The following is a 16,568-nucleotide window of genomic DNA, read 5'->3' on the forward strand; positions in this document are numbered from 1 at the left end:
GCCCGCGGACACCCTGTCTCATATGACGGACAGTGGCGTCACGCCGGACCGGGCTCAGTGGCCGCGGTCGATCCACTCCTGGCGGTGGGGGGCCTCGGGCGCGATGGTGGTGGACGGCCCGTGCCCGGTGTGTACCGTCGTCTGCCAGGGCAGCGTGAGCAGTTTCTCGGTGACCGAGTCGATGATGGTATCGAAACTGCTGAAGGAGTGTCCGGTGGCGCCCGGCCCTCCGGCGAACATGGTGTCCCCGGTGAACACCACGTCCAACTCGTGCACAAGGAAGCAGCACGCGCCGGGGGAGTGGCCCGGGGTATGCAGTACGTGGATGTCGACCCCGGCCACCGTGATCAGCTGGCCATCGGCCAGTTCGAGGTCCGGGCCCACCTCGTACACGCGGTCCCACAGCATCCGGTCCCGGGGGTGCAGGTAGGTCGGCGCGCCGGTGGCGTCGTGGAGTGCCCCGACGGCGGTGATGTGGTCATCGTGAGCATGGGTGCACCGCACCGCCACCAGGCGGCGGGAGCCGATCAACTCCAGGATCGGTCCGGCCTCGTGCGGGGCGTCGATCACCACGCACTCGGCGTCGTCGCCGAGCACCCAGACGTTGTTGTCCACCTCCCAGGTGCCCCGTCCAGGGAGAAGGTGCCGGATGTGGTGGTGTGGGAGATCCGTGCACCACCACCAGCACGACGGTGCCGGCCAGGTCGCGGGCGTAGAAGGCCTGCTCGGCACCGAATCCGGCCATCACTCCGCAGCCGAGCAGCCCGGCCGCGGCGGCGGGGGCCCGGCGGTCCACCTTGGTGCACTGGCCGGCGGCGACCAGTGTCCTGGTGGCGAATGCGCCGATGCCGAGGGCCGGGCTCAGCGGCGTGCCATCGGTCAGGGTCATCGGCCGGCTGGCGTTGTGGGTGTCGAAGCAGTACCAGGCCGGCCCCGGGCACAGGCACGGCATTGCCCGCAGACCGCACGCCAGTTCAGGATCACGAAGTCGCCCGGCACCACGTCGGTGACGCCTTCGCCGACCGCTTCAACCGTTCCGGCGGCTTCGTGGCCGAGCAGGAAGGGGAAGTCGTCGTTGATGCCGCCCTCGCGGTAATGCAGGTCGCGCAATCACCTCCGGCGTCATGATCTTCATCACACCACCGGAGTAGGGGGCCGATCCCGCCCATGCGAACTGTGTTGATCGCGTTCAATGGGAACAGTGTGACAGTTGTGAATATCGATACTGGTGTTCACAAGTGGGCTCTTGTGCACTACGGTGTTGGAGGCGGCTGGTCAACGCGACACGCCGGTACAGCGAGCGAGTAAGCCGTCGGGGATGGAGTAGGTCATGGGTTCTGCACGACAATCACGTCGTGGTGTCGCTTTCCTCTCCGCTTTTCTCTTGGCCGGTTCGGCCGGGATCGCGGTGGCCTCAGCCTCACCGCAGATCCCCAGTCAGGACGACATCGAGGAGTCCTGGGCCCAGGTTGACGACACCGCCGGACAGGTCGCCCGGCTCGAGGTGCAACTGGTCACGAACGCGGCCAGCCTCGAGGTCGCCGAGCAGGAAGCCGCGATCGCCACCGACCTGTACAACCAGGCCGCGATCGATCTCGAGACGGCCGAGGCCGAGGAACGCTCGGCCGCCGATGACGCCGCCCGAGCCGACGCCGAACTGCTCGAGGCCAGCGAGGACGTCGCACGCCTGGCCACCGCCGCCTACCGCAACAACGGCGGGCTGGGGCACCTTGAGGTTTTCCTCAGCGCCAGCGGGGTCCAGGACGCGATGCACCGGGCCACCACGTTCGACCGGCTCGGGGGCGGTGCCGACGAGGCATTCCAGCGCCTGGATGCCGCCGAGATCGTGGCCGCCCTCATGCACGACCGCGCCGAGCGGGCGGTGGCGGAGAAGGCTGACGCCGCCGCTGAGTTGGAACTGCGCCATCAGGAGGCCGAGGCCGCCTACCAGGAGGCCTTGCAGATCCAGCAGAGCACCGCGGCCCAGCGCACCGACCTGATCGGCCAACTGGCCACGCTGCGTCAGACCAGTTACGAACTTGAGGAGCAGCGCCAGAACGGCCTGGAGGAGCAGCGCCGCGAGCGCGAGAACCGTGCAGCGGCGGCGGCGCTGAACGTGGAGCCGGCTCAGCCGGAGTCCAACACCGGCTCCGCGTCCCAGTCCGAGCCTGGCTCCGGCTCGGGATCCTCGGGGAACTCCTCGCCGGACCCGTCGAACCCGGCTCCCTCGCCGTCGCCGTCGAACCCGGCCCCGGCCCCGTCGCCGTCGAACCCGGCCCCGGCCCCGTCGCCGTCGAACCCGGCCCCGGCCCCGTCGCCGTCGAACCCGGCCCCGGCCCCGTCGCCGTCGAACCCGGCCCCCTCGCCGTCGCCGTCGAACCCGGCCCCCTCGCCGACGCCGTCGAACCCGACGCCGACGCCGACGCCGACGCCGACGCCGACGCCGACGCCGACGCCGACACCCACGCCGACGCCGACACCAACCCCGACGCCGACACCAACCCCGACGCCGACACCAACCCCGACGCCGACACCAACGCCGACCCCAACTCCCACCCCGACGCCGACGCCACCGCCCAGCAACGGTGGCGGCTCCTCAGCGTCGGTGGGCCAGGCCGCCCTGAACTGGGCGTCGACCCAGATCGGTAAGCCCTACGTCTTCGGCGCGGCCGGACCGAACTCCTATGACTGCTCCGGTCTGACGCAGCGGGCCTACCAGAACGCCGGCAGGTCCCTGCCCCGCACCACCAGGGACCAGTACGCCGCGGTGGCGAAGGTCTCGGTCAACAACATGCGCCCGGGCGACCTGATCTTCTACTCCAGCAATGGTCAGGCCTCCGGCATCTACCACGTGGCCATCTACGCCGGGAACGGCATGCGGGTACACGCCCCCGCGCCCGGCAAGACCGTGGAGCGAGTTCCGGTCTGGTGGACCAACGTGCTGCCGATGGCCGGGCGTCCCTGACCCTGCGCCAGCCCCGCACTGCTGGGGGAGGGTTCGGTGCCCTCACTGCACCGAACTCCTGGCGTGCCAACGCGTGGGCTCAGCCGCGGATGCACCAAACCCCGCGCGCCATCCCGGGCGCCCCGTCCACGATCAGTGCGCCGAGGTAGCGCCTGCTCAGGTCTGCCAGGGCGTGGGGTGGGTGTAGCCCTCGTCCTTGGCGCGCTGGAAGGAGCGGGTGATCTCGGCCTCGGCCTCCTCGCGGCCCACCCAGTGCGCGCCCTCGACCGACTTGCCCGGCTCGAGGTCCTTGTACACCTCGAAGAAGTGCTGGATCTCCAGGCGGTGGAACTCCGAGACGTCGTCGATGTCGCTGCGCCAACTGGCCCGTTGGTCCGCCTTGGGCACGCACAGCACCTTGTCGTCCCCACCGGCCTCATCGCGCATCCGGAACATCCCCAGCGCCCGGCAGCGGATCAGGCAGCCCGGGAACGTCGGCTCCTCCAGCAGCACCAGGGCGTCCAGCGGGTCGCCGTCCTCCCCGAGCGTGCCGTCGATGTAGCCGTAGTCGTCGGGGTACCGGGTGGAGGTGAACAGCATCCGGTCCAAGCGGATGCGGCCGGTCTCGTGGTCCACCTCGTACTTGTTGCGGTGCCCCTTGGGGATCTCAATCGTGACGTCGAATTCCACTGCCGGCTCTCCTGAATCGTTGACGTGATCTGAGCCTAGTGTGGCCTAGCCTTCTGGTGGGTGCCTAACGCCGGCACCGCCGAGCACGGTCAGGAGCGGAGAAGCGGGTGGCAGATCGCCAGTCTGGGGCCAACCGGTCCGCGCGCACCCGCCGTAGTGGCGAACCGGCCCGCAAACGCCCCGGCACAGCCACGGGCCGGTCGACGGCGCAGCCCGGGCGCCGTAGCCCGGCTGCTGCAGGCGCGCGGGGACGCAAGCCCTCCCCGGCCGCACGTGCCCGCGCGCGCCAACGCCGCCGCCGTCGGCTCTTCCCGCTGCTGCTGGTGCTGGTGCTGGTGGGCGGCTACACCTACCTGGACATCCGCGACATCGTCCCTGGACTGCTCACCACCGAGCAACCCTGGCCGGATGCCGAACCCTTCCCGACCGCCCAGGTGCCGGCCGCGGCGGACCTGGGCGCGGTGGCTCCCGGCCCGGACGATGCCGCTCCTGTTCCGAGCACGGAGTCGTTGGCGTCGCTGACTGCGGCCCTGCTCGATGACGAGCGCGCCGGCCCCGATCCCTCGGTGATGGTGACCGACCTTCTCACCGGGGAGGTGCTGCTCGATGAGAACGCCGGGCAACTGCGCGCGCCGGCCTCGGCGCTGAAGTTGCTCGCCGCCGTGGCGGCCCTGGAGACCATGGGCCCCGAGCACACCTTCCCCACCCGGGTGGTCGATGGCGGAGTGGGCCAGATCGTGCTGGTGGGCGGTGGGGACATCACGTTGGCCGCCGATGAGGGTGCGGCGAGCGGGCCGCTGCGCCGCGGCGGGCTGGGTGACCTGGCCGAACAGGTGGCCGAGAGCTTGCTGGCCGACGGCACCACGCAGGTGACCCTGAGCCTGGACGACACCCTGTTCACCGGACCGCTGATGGGGCCGAACTGGACCGACGGGGACCGCACCGGCGGCTGGGCGATGCCGATCCAACCGCTCGCGGTGGACCTGGGCCGACAGCAGGGCACCAACGCCCGCCAGCAGGACCCGGCGATGGCCGCTGCGGAGATGTTCGCCGAGCGGCTGGACGAGCGCGGGGTGGAGGTCACCGAGATCGAACGCGGCGCCTCCCTGGGTGAGACGGTGCTGGGGGAGGTCACCTCGGCGCCCCTGGCGGATCTGGTGGCCTACACCCTGCAGTTCTCGGACAACCCGCTCGCCGAGGTGCTCGGGCGGATGACGGCGCACGCGATCGAGGGTGAGACCAGTTTCAGCGGCTCCGGGGTGGCGGTGCTGGAGGTCCTGGACGGGCTGGGTGTGGACGTCGAGGGCGTCAGCCTGGCGGACACCTCGGGCCTGAGTTCCCACAGCCGGGTGAACGCCCGGGTCCTCACCGAGGCGGTGCAACTGGCCGCGTCCCCGGAACACCCGCACCTGGCGGACGCGATCCGCGGGATGCCGGTGGGGGCGCTGGAGGGCACGCTACGGGACCGCCTGGGTGGAACGGCTGCGGCCGGGGCGCTCGCGGCCAAGACCGGCACGCTGCCGCAGGTGGTGTCCCTGACCGGGATGGTGCACACCGCCGACGGGCGGGTGCTCGCCTTCACCGTGCTGACCGGTGACTTCGAACGCGGCGCGGCCTACCTGGCGCGCCTGACCGTGGATGACTGGGCCTCCCGCATCGCCGACTGCGGGTGTTGAGTGCGCGTTCGTCCCGTCGCCCACCGGGCGGGGCATAGTTCTCGTTGCCGGTGCTGCCGGGCGTACCGGGGCATCCGGCGAGCGTAGGCTGGGGTTATGACCGCGCCTGCATCGACCGCCCAGCCCGAGACTGTCTCGTCCGTGGACTGGTCGGCCGCCACCCGCCGGGCCCGGGCCCTGGTGCGCCCCGGCCCCCGCATCGAGCGCGGCGAGGCCTCACTGCTGGTGGAGTCGCTCCGCTCGGCCGGCGCGCGCGCACCCGAACTCGTCGGTGAGGTCACCGGCCTGACCGAGCCGGCGTCCCGGATCGCCGCGGAACCGGTGTATGTGGTGGACCGGGGGCGTTGGATCGGGGCGAATATCGCCACGTTCGCCCACCTCACCGACGGGCTGTTGCCTGAGGCGCCCAACCGTGCCTCGGCGCGCCTGGCCGGAGAGGAACTGGGTGTGGTGCTCCCGCTGCTGGCGAGCCGGGTGCTGGGCCAGTACGACCCGTTCGCCGGCGCCGCCGGTGGCGCTCATGGCGGACGCGGATCGGGGTCCGGCGGGCGGCTGATGCTGGTGGCTCCGAACGTGCTGCACGTGCAGCGGGAACTGCGCCTGGATCCGGGCGACTTCCACCTGTGGGTGGCCCTGCACGAGCAGACCCACGCCCTGCAGTTCGCCGCCGCCCCCTGGCTGCCCGAGCACCTGACCGGCCTGATGCGTGAGTTGATGGGCTCGATGCTGGCTCAGGAGAGTGCCGCCGATCGGCTGCGCGACTTCATCTCGGCATTGCCGCGGGCGATCGGTTCCGACAGTACCGAACCGGCCGGGGCGCTGCTCGGTTCGGTGATGACCGAGTCCGAGCACGAGATGATGGGCCGCACGGTGGCGGTGATGTCGCTGCTGGAGGGCCATGCCGACGTGGTGATGGACGCCGTGGGCCCCCAGGTGGTGCCCACGGTCAGCCGGATCCGGGCCGCCTTCGACAAGCGCCGCAACTCCCCGCGGTGGGCCGAGGCGATCCTGCGCCGGTTGATGGGAATGGACGCCAAACTCGCCCAGTACCGCAACGGGGCCGCGTTCGTGCGGGCCGTGGTGGACAAGGTGGGCCACGAGGGGTTGAACGCGGTGTGGACCGACGCGGCGAACCTGCCGGCCTCCGATGAGATCTCCGACCCGGACGCCTGGCTGGCCCGGGTGCACGGCTGAGACCATCGGCGATGCCCACCATGCCGCCGGGCACCGCCGCAGTCCGCGGTGCGGTGCGCACCTTGCTGCGCCGGCGGCTGGAGGAATCGGCGCTGGTGCCCGGGGACCTGGTGCTGGTGGCCTGCTCCGGCGGCGCGGACTCCCTTGCGCTGGCCGCAGCGACCGCCTTCGTGGCCCCGCGTCTTGATCTGCGCGCAGGGGCGGTGAGCGTGGACCACGGCATGCAGCCCGGTTCGGCACAGGTCAGTGCCACCGCGATCGAGGCGTGTGCCGGCCTGGGCCTGGAACCGGCGCTGGTCTACCGCGCCCGGCCCGAGGTGCCGGGCGGGCTGGGTCCGGAGGCCACCGCCCGCGCGCTGCGGTATGAGGCACTGGAACGCGCCGCCCGGGACACCGGCGCCGCGGCGATCTTGCTGGGCCACACCCTGGATGACCAGGCCGAGACCGTGCTGCTGGCCCTGGCCCGCGGCTCGGGCACCCGCTCCCTGGCCGGGATGGACCCGGTGCGCGGGCCGTACCTGCGAGCCCTGCTCGGGGTGCGCCGGGCCCAGACCGAGGCCGCCTGCGCCGAGGCCGGCCTGACGCCGTGGCACGATCCGGCCAACATCGCCGAGGGGCCCTGGCGCACCGCCGATGACGCGCCGCTGCCACGCGCGGCGCTACGGGAGCAGGTGCTGCCGGCCCTGAGCCGGGTGCTCGGGCCGGAGGTGATCGGCGCCCTGGGCCGCACCGCCGACCTGGCCCGGGCCGATGCCGACCTGCTCGATGAACTCGCGCGCAAACTCTATGCCCGGGCCGAGCAGGCACCGGGCGGGGCGAGCACGACGTCCGCGCCGCGCCCTGCGGCCCGGTCGGGCGGGGTGAGTCCCTCCCAGGCCGGTGCCTGCGCGGACCGGGCGGGCGCCGTCGTCGTCCTCGCCGTCGCCGTGCTGGCGCAGGGCCCGACGGCGTTGCGCACCCGGGTGCTGCGCGCGGCCGCGGTGCGAGCCGGCAGCCCTGCCGGATCGCTGAACGCCGCGCACGTGCAGACCGTGGATGCGTTGCTGACGCACTGGCGCGGCCAGGGCCCGATCCACCTGCCCGGTGGCGTCCGTGCGGTGCGCCGGTGTGGGAACCTAGAGTTGGGCCCAGCAGGACCGCTGCGGGCCGATGGGCACCAGCGCGCCCGGCCGGACCGAGCCGACGAATCAGGAGGACCGCGTGGACGCCAGCACGATGGGTGAGGATCTGCAGAAGATCCTGCTCACCGAGGAGCAGTTGCACACCCGTCTGGATGAGATGGCGGCCGAGATCGATCGCGACTACGCCGGCCGCGAGGTGTTGCTGGTCGGGGTGCTCAAGGGCGCCGTGATGGTGATGGCTGACCTGTCCCGGCGCCTGAACGCCGACGCCCGGATGGACTGGATGGCCATCTCCTCCTACGGCTCGGGCACCAAGTCCTCCGGGGTGGTGCGGATCCTGAAGGACCTGGACACCGATCTGCACGGAAAGCACGTGCTGGTGGTCGAGGACATCGTCGACTCCGGGCTCACGCTGTCCTGGATGCTGGCGAACCTGCGCTCGCGCGGGCCGGCCTCGGTGGAGGTGGCGGCGATGCTGCGCAAGCCGGCCGCGTCCAAGGTCGATGTGGACGTGCGGTACGTCGGCTTCGACGTGCCCGATGAGTTCGTGGTCGGGTACGGACTGGATTACGCCGAGAGGTACCGCCACCTGCCCTTCGTGGGAACCCTGGCCCCGCACGTCTACGACACGTGAGCCGCGCCACCGGTCGCTTCCGTCCGGACCACCGAGCGGAGCACCCGGTTCCGGCCGTGGTGTGGTCTCGGACACAATCGGGGCCCCCGTGCGACGCCATGGGCGAACACGCGCCGCTTCGCCCCGGTGCGTCGGATAGCGTCATGCTGCGAACACTGCGAGCAGGAGGGACGGGGCGCACCCCCCGGAGATGAACGTCAAGAAACTCTTCCGAGGTCCATTCATCTGGATCCTCATCGCCCTGTCCATGCTCTGGCTCAGTATCCGCATCTTCTCCGCTCCGGGCGTGGAGGAGATCGACACCTCCACCGGCCTGGACCTGCTCGCCGGCGACACCGTGGAACAGGTGCAGATCACCGACGGGCAACAGCGGGTGAACCTGATCCTGTCCGAGGACTACGAGGTGGACGGGGAGAGCAAGGGCACCGACCTGGAGTTCTACTACACCGAGCCCCAGGGCGAGGCCGTGATCGAGGCGATCGTGGCCGCCGAGCCCGAGGGCGGGTACAACTCGGTGGTGCCGCAGACCCCGTGGTGGACCACGTTCCTCATGACGTTCCTGACCATCGCGCTGCTGATCGGGGTGTTCTGGTTCATCCTCTCCCGCATGCAGGGCGGCGGGTCGCGGATGATGAACTTCGGCAAGTCCAAGGCCAAGCAGGTTACCAAGGAGACCCCGAAGGTGCGGTTCTCCGACGTGGCCGGAGCCGATGAGGCCGTGGAGGAGATGGAGGAGATCAAGGACTTCCTCGCCGACCCGGCCAAGTTCCAGGCGGTGGGCGCCAAGATCCCCAAGGGCGTGCTGCTGTACGGGCCGCCCGGAACCGGTAAGACACTGCTGGCCCGGGCGGTGGCCGGTGAGGCCGAAGTGCCCTTCTACACCATCTCCGGCTCGGACTTCGTGGAGATGTTCGTGGGCGTGGGAGCCTCGCGGGTGCGGGACCTGTTCGAGCAGGCCAAGGCGAACGCGCCGGCGATCATCTTCGTGGACGAGATCGACGCCGTGGGTCGCCAGCGCGGCGCCGGCCTTGGCGGCGGCCACGACGAGCGCGAGCAGACCCTGAACCAGATGCTGGTGGAGATGGACGGCTTCGACGCCAACGCCAACGTCATCATGATCGCCGCGACCAACCGGCCCGACATCCTGGACCCGGCCCTACTGCGCCCGGGCCGGTTCGACCGGCAGATCACCGTGGAAGCACCGGACCTCAAGGGTCGCGAGGCGATCCTGGCGGTGCATTCCCAGGGCAAGCCGATGGCACCGGATGTGGACCTGCACATGGTGGCCAAGCGCACCCCCGGATTCACCGGCGCCGACCTGGCGAACGTGTTGAACGAGGCCGCGTTGCTGACCGCCCGCACCCACGGCACCACGATCACCAACAAGGCCCTGGACGAGGCCATCGACCGGGTGATCGCCGGCCCGCAGAAGCACAGCAGGGTGATGAACGAGCAGGAGCGCAAACTCACCGCCTACCACGAGGGCGGCCACGCGCTGGTGGCCGCGGCCCTGCGTTACACCGACCCGGTCACCAAGGTCACCATCCTGCCGCGCGGGCGCGCGCTGGGGTACACGATGGTGATGCCCGCCGAGGACAAGTACTCCACCACCCGCAACGAACTGCTCGACCAACTCGCCTACGCCATGGGTGGGAGAGTGGCCGAGGAGATCGTCTTCCACGACCCCACCACCGGCGCATCCAACGACATCGAGAAGGCCACCGCCATCGCACGCCGAATGGTCAAGGAGTTCGGGATGAGCGAACGGGTCGGGGCGATCAAACTGGGCTCGGCCTCCGGCGAGGTGTTCCTCGGCCGGGACATGGGACACGAGCGGGAGTACTCCGAGGACGTGGCCGGCCGGGTCGACGCCGAGGTGCGCCGGCTGATCGAGTCCGCCCATGACGAGGCCTGGGAGATCCTGACCGCGTACCGCCACGTGCTCGACGAACTGGCGCTGGAACTGCTGGAGCGGGAGACCCTGAACCAGCAGGAACTTGCGGAGATCTTCGCCGCCGTGACCAAGCGCGACCCGCGCCCGGTGTGGCTGTCCAGTCAGCAGCGCACCATCAGCGACAAACCGCCGGTGCGCTCCTCCCGGGAGATCGCCGGAGGCGAGGGCCAGGAACTGCCCCAGGACCAGGCCGCCGCCGCCGGGGGCGAGGGTGCGAGCCCGCCCACCGGCACCGCGCCCGCACCGGACCCGGAGCCACCGACCCCCGGGCAGTAGCCCCACTGTCGGGGTGGCGCGTGGCGGGGTGGCGCGGCCCGGTCAGTCCTGGCTGAATGCGGCGTCGAAGGACTGGGTGGACGGCTCGAAGTCGAACTTCTTCAGCGCCGCCAGTGACTCCGGGGCACCCACCAGCCGGTCCATACCCGCGTCCTCCCACTCCATCGAGATCGGCCCCTCGTAACCGATCGCGGTCAGCGCCCGGAACGCCTGCTCCCACGGCACATCTCCCCGCCCGGCGGAGACGAAGTCCCAGCCGCGCCGCCCATCGCCCCAGGGCAGGTGCGAGGACAGGATCCCGGCCCGCCCGTTGCCCATCCGCATCTTGGTGTCCTTGCAGTCCACGTGATAGATGCGATCGGCGAAGTCGTAGATGAAGTCGACGACGTCGATGCCCTGCCACATCATGTGCGAGGGGTCCCAGTTCAGGCCGAACGCCTCCCGGTGCCCGATCGCCTCCAGGGTCTTCACCGTGGAGTAGTAGTCATAGGCGATCTCGCTGGGGTGCACCTCGTGAGCGAACCGCACGCCCTCGGAGTCGAAGACGTCCAGGATCGGGTTCCATCGCTCGGCGAAGTCGGCGTAGCCCGCCTCGATCTTCTCGGCCGGTACCGGGGGGAACATCGCCACGTACTGCCAGATCGAGGATCCGGTGAAGCCCACCACGGTGTCCACTCCCAGCCGTCGAGCCAGGCGGGCGGTGTGCTTCATCTCCTCGGCTGCGCGCCGGCGCACACCCTCGGGTTCGCCATCGCCCCACACCCTGGCACCCACGATGGCCTGGTGCCGGAAGTCGATCGGGTCATCGCACACTGCCTGACCCTTGAGGTGGTTCGAGATCGCCCACAGTTTCAGCCCGTGCCGCTCCAGGATGCCCAACCGATCGGCGATGTAGTCCTCGTCGTCCCAGCGCCAGGCATCCAGGTGTTCCCCGGACACCGCGATCTCCAGGCCGTCATAGCCCCACCCGGCGGCGAGTTCGGCCACCTCCTCCAGGGTCAGGTCGGCCCACTGGCCGGTGAACAGGGTGAACGGGCGTGCCATGGTGACTCCTTCGTGGGTGGTGGGACAGGTCAGGATCGACGGGTCAGGTCGGCCCCAGTGTGATGGCGGCCGAGGCGTTGCGGGCGGACTCCTGGGCGGCGGCCAGCACCCGTTGGGTGGCCAGGCCATCGGCGAACGACGGCGTGGGCGGGGTCCCCGAGTCCAGTGCGGTGAGGAAGTCGCGCACCTGGTGCACGAAGGTGTGCTGCCAACCGATCACGTGCCCCGGTGGCCACCACGCGGACAGGTAGGGGTGGTCCTCCTCGGTGATCAGGACGCGGGCGAACCCGTGCGAGGAGGCGTCGGTGCCGCGCAGCACCTGCAACTCGTTCAACCGCTCCAGGTCGAAACAGATCGCACCCTCGGTGCCGTAAATCTCCAGGGTGAGGCCGTTCTTGCGGCCCAGCGCCACCCGCGAGACCTCCACGCTGGCTACCGCCCGCTCGGCCACGGCCCCACCGGACAGGCCCAGGGTCAGCCAGGCGCCGTCGTCGACCGTCACGTCCTCGGGCCCGCCGGGCCCCGGGCGCTGCGGTACGAAGGTTTGCAGCCGGGCCGATACGTCGGTGGCGGTGGAACCGGTCAGGAAGCCGACCAGGTCCACGGTGTGGCTGGCAATGTCACCGAGGGCACCCGACCCGGCGGACTCGGCCCGCAGCCGCCAGGTCATCGGTGCCTGAGCGTCGACCAGCCAGTCCTGCAGGTAGGCCCCGCGGATCTGGCGGACCTGGCCGATGATGCCTTGCGCGATCAGGTTCCGCGCATGCGCCAGCGCCGGCACCCGGCGGTAGTTGAACCCGACCATGGAGAACACCCCGCGCCCGGTGGCCTCGGTTGCGGCCGCGGCCATCTCCACGGCCTCGGTGAGGGTGTTGGCCAGGGGCTTTTCCACCATGACGTGTTTGCCCGCGGCCAGGGCGGCCAGGGCGATCTCGGCGTGCGTTTGCCCGGGTGTGCAGATGTCGACGATGTCGATGTCATCCCGGGCGATCACGTCGCGCCAGTCGGTGGCGGACTCGGCCCACCCGTAGGTGGCGGCGGCCTCGGCCACCTGGCCGGCATCGCGTCCCACCAGCACCTGGCGCGAGGTCGCCGGGACGTCGAAGTGGGCGCTCACCTCTCGCCAGGCGGCCGAGTGGGCCTTGCCCATGAACGCGTAGCCGATGCAGGCCACGCCCAGGGGCCCGGTGCCTGGGCTGCCGGTGCCCGAGGCTGCGTCGCTCATGCTGCCCCCAAGGTAGGTCGGGCCGGATCGAAGCCGTCGTCCAGGACCGGCACCTCCGGTGCCCGGGAGCCTATCGAGACGAACGAGGTCGTGCGGGCCGAGGAGGTGATCGAAGCCATCACCTCCAGCACGTGCAGGGCCAGATCGCCGCTGGCCCGATGGCCGGTGCCGCTGCGGATCGCCCGGGCCATCTCCAACACACCCAGGCCCCTTCCGTACGCGGGGCCGGTGGAGTCGATGGCCTCCCACTCATCGGAGCCGGTGCGCCACAGCCGGATCTGCCCGTCGAACTGGTTCGGGTCCGGCAGCGCGATGGTGGCCTCGCTGCCGGCGATCTCGACGAACCCGGTGCGCGGGGCGGGGGAGTCGAAACTGAACACCGCCTGGGCGCTGGCGCCGGAGGCGAATCCGATGAGCGCGCCGGTATGGGTGTCGGCGGTGACCTCGAAGGTCTGCCCGGCATTGGGGCCGGACCCGATGACGCGCTCGGTGCGCGCGGTGGAGGCCAGTGCCGCCACGGTGGCCACCGAGCCGAAGATCTGGATCAGGGTGGTCAGGTAGTAGGGCCCGATGTCGAACAAGGGGCCGGCGCCCTCCCCGAACAGGAACGCCGGGTTGGGGTGCCACAGGTCCGGGCCGGGGTTCTGCATCAACGCCAGCGCCGTGAGCGGGGTGCCGATGTCGCCACGCTCGATGATCCGCCGCGCGGTCTGCAGACCGGTGCCCAGGACGGTGTCGGGTGCGCAGCCCACCCGGAGTCCGGCCGCGGCGGCCTGGTCCAGCAGTGACTTCCCGGCGTTCACGTCCAGGGCGAGCGGCTTCTCGTTCCACACGTGCTTGCCGGCGGCGATTGCGGCCTGGCCCACCGCCACGTGCGCAGCCGGGGTGGTCAGGTTCACCACGATCTCCACCTCGGGGTGGTTCAGGACCGCCTCGACGTCGCCGTGGGTGGGGATCGCGTACTCCTCGGCCCGCTCCGCAGCGGCTCGGGCGTTCTGGTCGGCGATCGCGTGCACCTGCAGGTCGGAGAAGGAGGTCATGGTCTGCAGGTAGGCGCCGGAGATCACCCCGGCCCCGATCACCCCGACCCCCACCGGTCCCGAACCCTGCGCGGGCAGTGCCGCCCCGGCTGCTCCGGCTGTCGCAGCGCTCACTTGGCGATCCCTTCCAGGTAGCGCAGGGACTGCTCCACGGCGGTGAGCATGTCGCCGCGGTGGTCATCGAGTTCCACCACGCCCAGTTTCAGGTGCTCGGCCGCCGCCAGGATGTCCGGTACCGGCATCGAGCCCTGGCCCAGCGCCACCTGGTCGGCGGCGTCACTGGTGATCGGGCCGTCCTTCAGGTGCAGGTACTGCACCCGCGGTCCCAGGGCGCCGATGAGGGCTACCGGGTCCACCCCGGCAACTGCGGCCCAGTAGGTGTCGATCTCCAGGACCACCTCCGGGTCGAGCCGGTCGGCGAAGTACTCGATCGCGGCGCGGCCATCGATCTGCGCGAACTCCCACCAGTGGTTGTGGTAGCCGACCTTCAGACCGTGCTCGGCAGCAGCACTCGCGGCCTGGTTCAGGGCGGCGGCGATCGCCTCCACACCTGCGGCGCTGGTCCACTCCGACTCCGGAGTGGCCGGCAGAATCACGGTGCCGATGCCCAGTTGTGTGGCAGCGGCGAAGATCCCGGCCTGGTTCTCCCCGAGCAGCGGCGCGTGCGTGGTGGGGGCGCTGAGCCCGTGCGCACGCAGCGCTGCTCCCAGGGCCTCGGTCTCGGGCACGATCCGGTACGGCTCCACCTGGGTGTACCCGAACTCGGCCACCCGCTTCAGGGTGCCGTCCAGGTCTTCGTCGGGGTGGTTGCGCAGGGTGTAGAGCTGGAGGGAGTGGGACACGAGGAGTGCTCCTAGGTCGATGCGGAGGGTCGGAACCACCCTATGGGCACTTATGCCTACCAACAAGCAAAAGTAGGCACGTGATGGTGCATCCGGCCGGTTCGGATCGCGCACTGCGCGGGGTGGCGGCAAGCGCGCCGTAAGGTGGCGGCCGGCGCGCACTAAGGTGGCGGTGCCGCCGCAATAGGCTGGCGCGAGGACTCCCTCACCGCCGGTTCCCGCACAGGAGGTGCCTGCCATGGCAGACGACGATGCCGCGCCCGCGCAGGACCCTGCGCCCGGGCGGAGCCCCCACCGGGGCAGGGCCGACGGCGACGGCGACAGCCCGCGGGGCGCGGAAGTCGGGCCGGCGGTCGGGGACCGCCGGAGAGCGCGGCCCTACGACGCCGCCGGGGTGGCGCGGGCCGTGCGGGACCTGCTCACCGCCGTCGGGGAGGACCCCGACCGCGAGGGCCTGCGGGAGACGCCCGAGCGGGTGGCCCGTTCCCTGGCCGAGTCCTTCTCCGGTCTGCACCAGGACCCTGCCGAGGTGGTGCAGACCTTCTTCGACATTGAGCACCAGGAGATGGTGCTGGTGCGCGACATCGAGGTGTACTCCATGTGCGAGCACCACCTGCTGCCCTTCCACGGGGTGGCGCACGTGGGCTACATCCCGGACGCCCACGGCCGGGTCACGGGGTTGAGCAAACTGGCCCGTCTGGTCGATGTCTATGCCAAACGCCCCCAGGTGCAGGAGCGACTGACCACCGAGGTCGCCGACGCGTTGGTGCACCTGCTGGGTGCCCGCGGGGTGATCGTGGTGGTCGAGGCCGAACACCTGTGCATGTCGATGCGTGGAGTGCGCAAGCCCGGTTCGCGGACCGTCACCTCCGCGGTACGAGGCATGATGCGCCAGGGCCCCACCCGGGTCGAGGCGATGAGCCTGATCAACCGGCACTGAGCCTGACCAACCGGGACCGAGTCCGATCCACAGTCCGAGCCGGCGACGGTTCCCGTCGACGATCCCGCCGCCCCGTCCTGCGCCGACAGTGCTCCCGGCGTCATACCCTGGAGTCGTGAGCACACGCACGCAGGTGATGGGCATCGTCAACGTCACCCCTGACTCCTTCAGTGACGGAGGCCAGTGGTTCGAACGTGACGTGGCGATCGCCCATGGGCGCCACCTGCTGGCCCAGGGCGCCGACATCCTGGACATTGGTGGGGAGTCCACCCGTCCGGGAGCCTCCCGGGTGGGTGTGCAGGAGGAGATGGACCGGGTGCTCCCCGTGATCGAGGGACTGCTCGGGCACGCCCCGGTGCTCAGTGTGGACACGATGCGCGCACAGGTTGCCAGCGCCGCCGTGCAGGCGGGGGCCGGCATCATCAATGACGTCTCCGGGGGCCGCGCCGATCCGGACATGGCCGCGGTTGCCGCTGAGAGCGACGCCCGGTTCATCCTGTCCCATTGGCGTGGACACTCCGACGTGATGGCCTCATTGACGAAGTACGACGACGTGGTCGAGGACGTGCGGGCGGAACTGTCCGCCCAGGTCCAGGCGGTGGTCGATGCCGGGGTGTCCGAGGAGCGGATCATCATCGACCCCGGCTTGGGTTTCGCCAAGGACGCCGAGGCGAACTGGATCCTGCTGGCGAACCTGCATCGCTTGCAGGACCTCGGATTCCCGGTGCTGGTGGGGGCTTCGCGCAAACGCTTCATCGGGGAGTTGCTGGCCAGGCACGGCGCCGAGTCCCTGCCGACCTTCCGGGACCGTGCCAGCGCGGCGATATCTGCCCTGGTGGCCCGGTCCGGCGCCTGGGCGGTCCGGGTGCACGACGTGCCGATCTCGGTCGATGCGGTCCGCGTGGCACAGGAGTTCCGGGCCGCGACCCAGGGTCCGGACCAGCAGGCCCTGGCGCTGACACCGGATGTCGCGCAGGGATAATAGGAA

Annotated in this window: 16 protein-coding genes and 1 pseudogene; 8 read left to right on the forward strand and 9 right to left on the reverse strand. The window is 70.8% G+C overall.

The features are described 5' to 3' along the window. Window positions 1-54: 54 nt before the first annotated feature. From ACO0LU_RS01385 to ACO0LU_RS01400, 4 genes and pseudogenes are all read right to left on the reverse strand, one after another. The gene (locus ACO0LU_RS01385; RefSeq protein WP_424789638.1) at window positions 55-615 is read right to left on the reverse strand and encodes an MBL fold metallo-hydrolase; all 561 of its coding nucleotides are present in this window, start codon (window positions 613-615) and stop codon (window positions 55-57) included. A 112-nt stretch (window positions 616-727) separates the two neighbouring features. After that, window positions 728-1,104, reverse strand: a pseudogene (locus tag ACO0LU_RS01390) (alcohol dehydrogenase catalytic domain-containing protein); the annotation flags it as partial. A gap of 316 nt (window positions 1,105-1,420) precedes the next feature. After that, a complete protein-coding gene (locus ACO0LU_RS01395; RefSeq protein WP_424789639.1) occupies window positions 1,421-2,008 on the reverse strand; it encodes a hypothetical protein in 588 nt (195 codons plus the stop codon). Between the two features lie 119 nt (window positions 2,009-2,127). Then, window positions 2,128-2,583, reverse strand: a complete 456-nt coding sequence (locus ACO0LU_RS01400; protein ID WP_424789640.1) for a hypothetical protein — start codon at window positions 2,581-2,583, stop codon at window positions 2,128-2,130. Between the two features lie 22 nt (window positions 2,584-2,605). On the opposite strand from ACO0LU_RS01400, the gene ACO0LU_RS01405 reads away from it, so the two are divergent. After that, a complete protein-coding gene (locus ACO0LU_RS01405; RefSeq protein WP_424789641.1) occupies window positions 2,606-2,965 on the forward strand; it encodes a C40 family peptidase in 360 nt (119 codons plus the stop codon). 156 nt (window positions 2,966-3,121) lie between these two features. Here ACO0LU_RS01405 and ACO0LU_RS01410 read toward each other — a convergent pair whose 3' ends face one another. Beyond that, window positions 3,122-3,634, reverse strand: coding sequence for an inorganic diphosphatase (locus ACO0LU_RS01410; protein WP_424786716.1), 513 nt, complete (start codon window positions 3,632-3,634; stop codon window positions 3,122-3,124). Between the two features lie 107 nt (window positions 3,635-3,741). On the opposite strand from ACO0LU_RS01410, the gene dacB reads away from it, so the two are divergent. The 5 genes from dacB (at window position 3,742) to ftsH (ending at window position 10,489) form a co-directional block, all read left to right on the forward strand. Continuing rightward, entirely contained in the window at window positions 3,742-5,310 is a 1,569-nt protein-coding gene (gene dacB, locus ACO0LU_RS01415) for a D-alanyl-D-alanine carboxypeptidase/D-alanyl-D-alanine endopeptidase (RefSeq protein WP_424789642.1), read from the forward strand. A 96-nt stretch (window positions 5,311-5,406) separates the two neighbouring features. Then, a complete protein-coding gene (locus ACO0LU_RS01420) occupies window positions 5,407-6,504 on the forward strand; it encodes a zinc-dependent metalloprotease (RefSeq protein ID WP_424789643.1) in 1,098 nt (365 codons plus the stop codon). 11 nt (window positions 6,505-6,515) lie between these two features. Beyond that, window positions 6,516-7,727: a tRNA lysidine(34) synthetase TilS gene (tilS, locus tag ACO0LU_RS01425; protein WP_424789644.1), complete on the forward strand. Its 1,212-nt coding sequence runs from the start codon at window positions 6,516-6,518 to the stop codon at window positions 7,725-7,727. Beyond that, window positions 7,720-8,259 (forward strand): hypoxanthine phosphoribosyltransferase, encoded by a 540-nt coding sequence (gene hpt, locus ACO0LU_RS01430; protein ID WP_424790178.1) that lies wholly within the window; start codon window positions 7,720-7,722, stop codon window positions 8,257-8,259. The genes tilS and hpt overlap by 8 nt, the downstream gene beginning before the upstream one ends. Window positions 8,260-8,449: 190 nt before the next feature. Beyond that, window positions 8,450-10,489 carry an ATP-dependent zinc metalloprotease FtsH gene (gene ftsH, locus ACO0LU_RS01435; RefSeq protein WP_424789645.1) on the forward strand — a complete coding sequence of 680 codons (2,040 nt, stop codon included), beginning with the start codon at window positions 8,450-8,452 and terminating at the stop codon, window positions 10,487-10,489. A 42-nt stretch (window positions 10,490-10,531) separates the two neighbouring features. On the opposite strand, the gene ACO0LU_RS01440 is transcribed toward ftsH, so the two are convergent. Genes ACO0LU_RS01440 through ACO0LU_RS01455 form a run of 4 tightly spaced genes read right to left on the reverse strand, consistent with a single transcriptional unit; the run spans window position 10,532 to window position 14,640 of the window. Further along, window positions 10,532-11,533 carry a sugar phosphate isomerase/epimerase family protein gene (locus ACO0LU_RS01440; RefSeq protein ID WP_424789646.1) on the reverse strand — a complete coding sequence of 334 codons (1,002 nt, stop codon included), beginning with the start codon at window positions 11,531-11,533 and terminating at the stop codon, window positions 10,532-10,534. 43 nt (window positions 11,534-11,576) lie between these two features. Beyond that, entirely contained in the window at window positions 11,577-12,758 is a 1,182-nt protein-coding gene (locus ACO0LU_RS01445) for a Gfo/Idh/MocA family protein (protein ID WP_424789647.1), read from the reverse strand. Beyond that, on the reverse strand, window positions 12,755-13,912 hold the full coding sequence (locus ACO0LU_RS01450; RefSeq protein WP_424789648.1) for a Gfo/Idh/MocA family protein: 1,158 nt from the start codon (window positions 13,910-13,912) through the stop codon (window positions 12,755-12,757). The genes ACO0LU_RS01445 and ACO0LU_RS01450 overlap by 4 nt, the downstream gene beginning before the upstream one ends. Next, the gene (locus ACO0LU_RS01455) at window positions 13,909-14,640 is read right to left on the reverse strand and encodes a sugar phosphate isomerase/epimerase family protein (protein WP_424789649.1); all 732 of its coding nucleotides are present in this window, start codon (window positions 14,638-14,640) and stop codon (window positions 13,909-13,911) included. The genes ACO0LU_RS01450 and ACO0LU_RS01455 overlap by 4 nt, the downstream gene beginning before the upstream one ends. Before the next feature lie 238 nt (window positions 14,641-14,878). On the opposite strand from ACO0LU_RS01455, the gene folE reads away from it, so the two are divergent. Further along, on the forward strand, window positions 14,879-15,580 hold the full coding sequence (gene folE / locus ACO0LU_RS01460; RefSeq protein WP_424789650.1) for a GTP cyclohydrolase I FolE: 702 nt from the start codon (window positions 14,879-14,881) through the stop codon (window positions 15,578-15,580). Window positions 15,581-15,695: 115 nt separating this feature from the next. Then, window positions 15,696-16,562, forward strand: a complete 867-nt coding sequence (gene folP, locus ACO0LU_RS01465) for a dihydropteroate synthase (protein WP_424789651.1) — start codon at window positions 15,696-15,698, stop codon at window positions 16,560-16,562. The last annotated feature ends 6 nt before the right edge of the window (window positions 16,563-16,568 follow it).

Source organism: Pseudactinotalea sp. Z1748, assembly GCF_049725185.1.
Lineage (GTDB): Bacteria > Actinomycetota > Actinomycetes > Actinomycetales > Beutenbergiaceae > CALKWS01.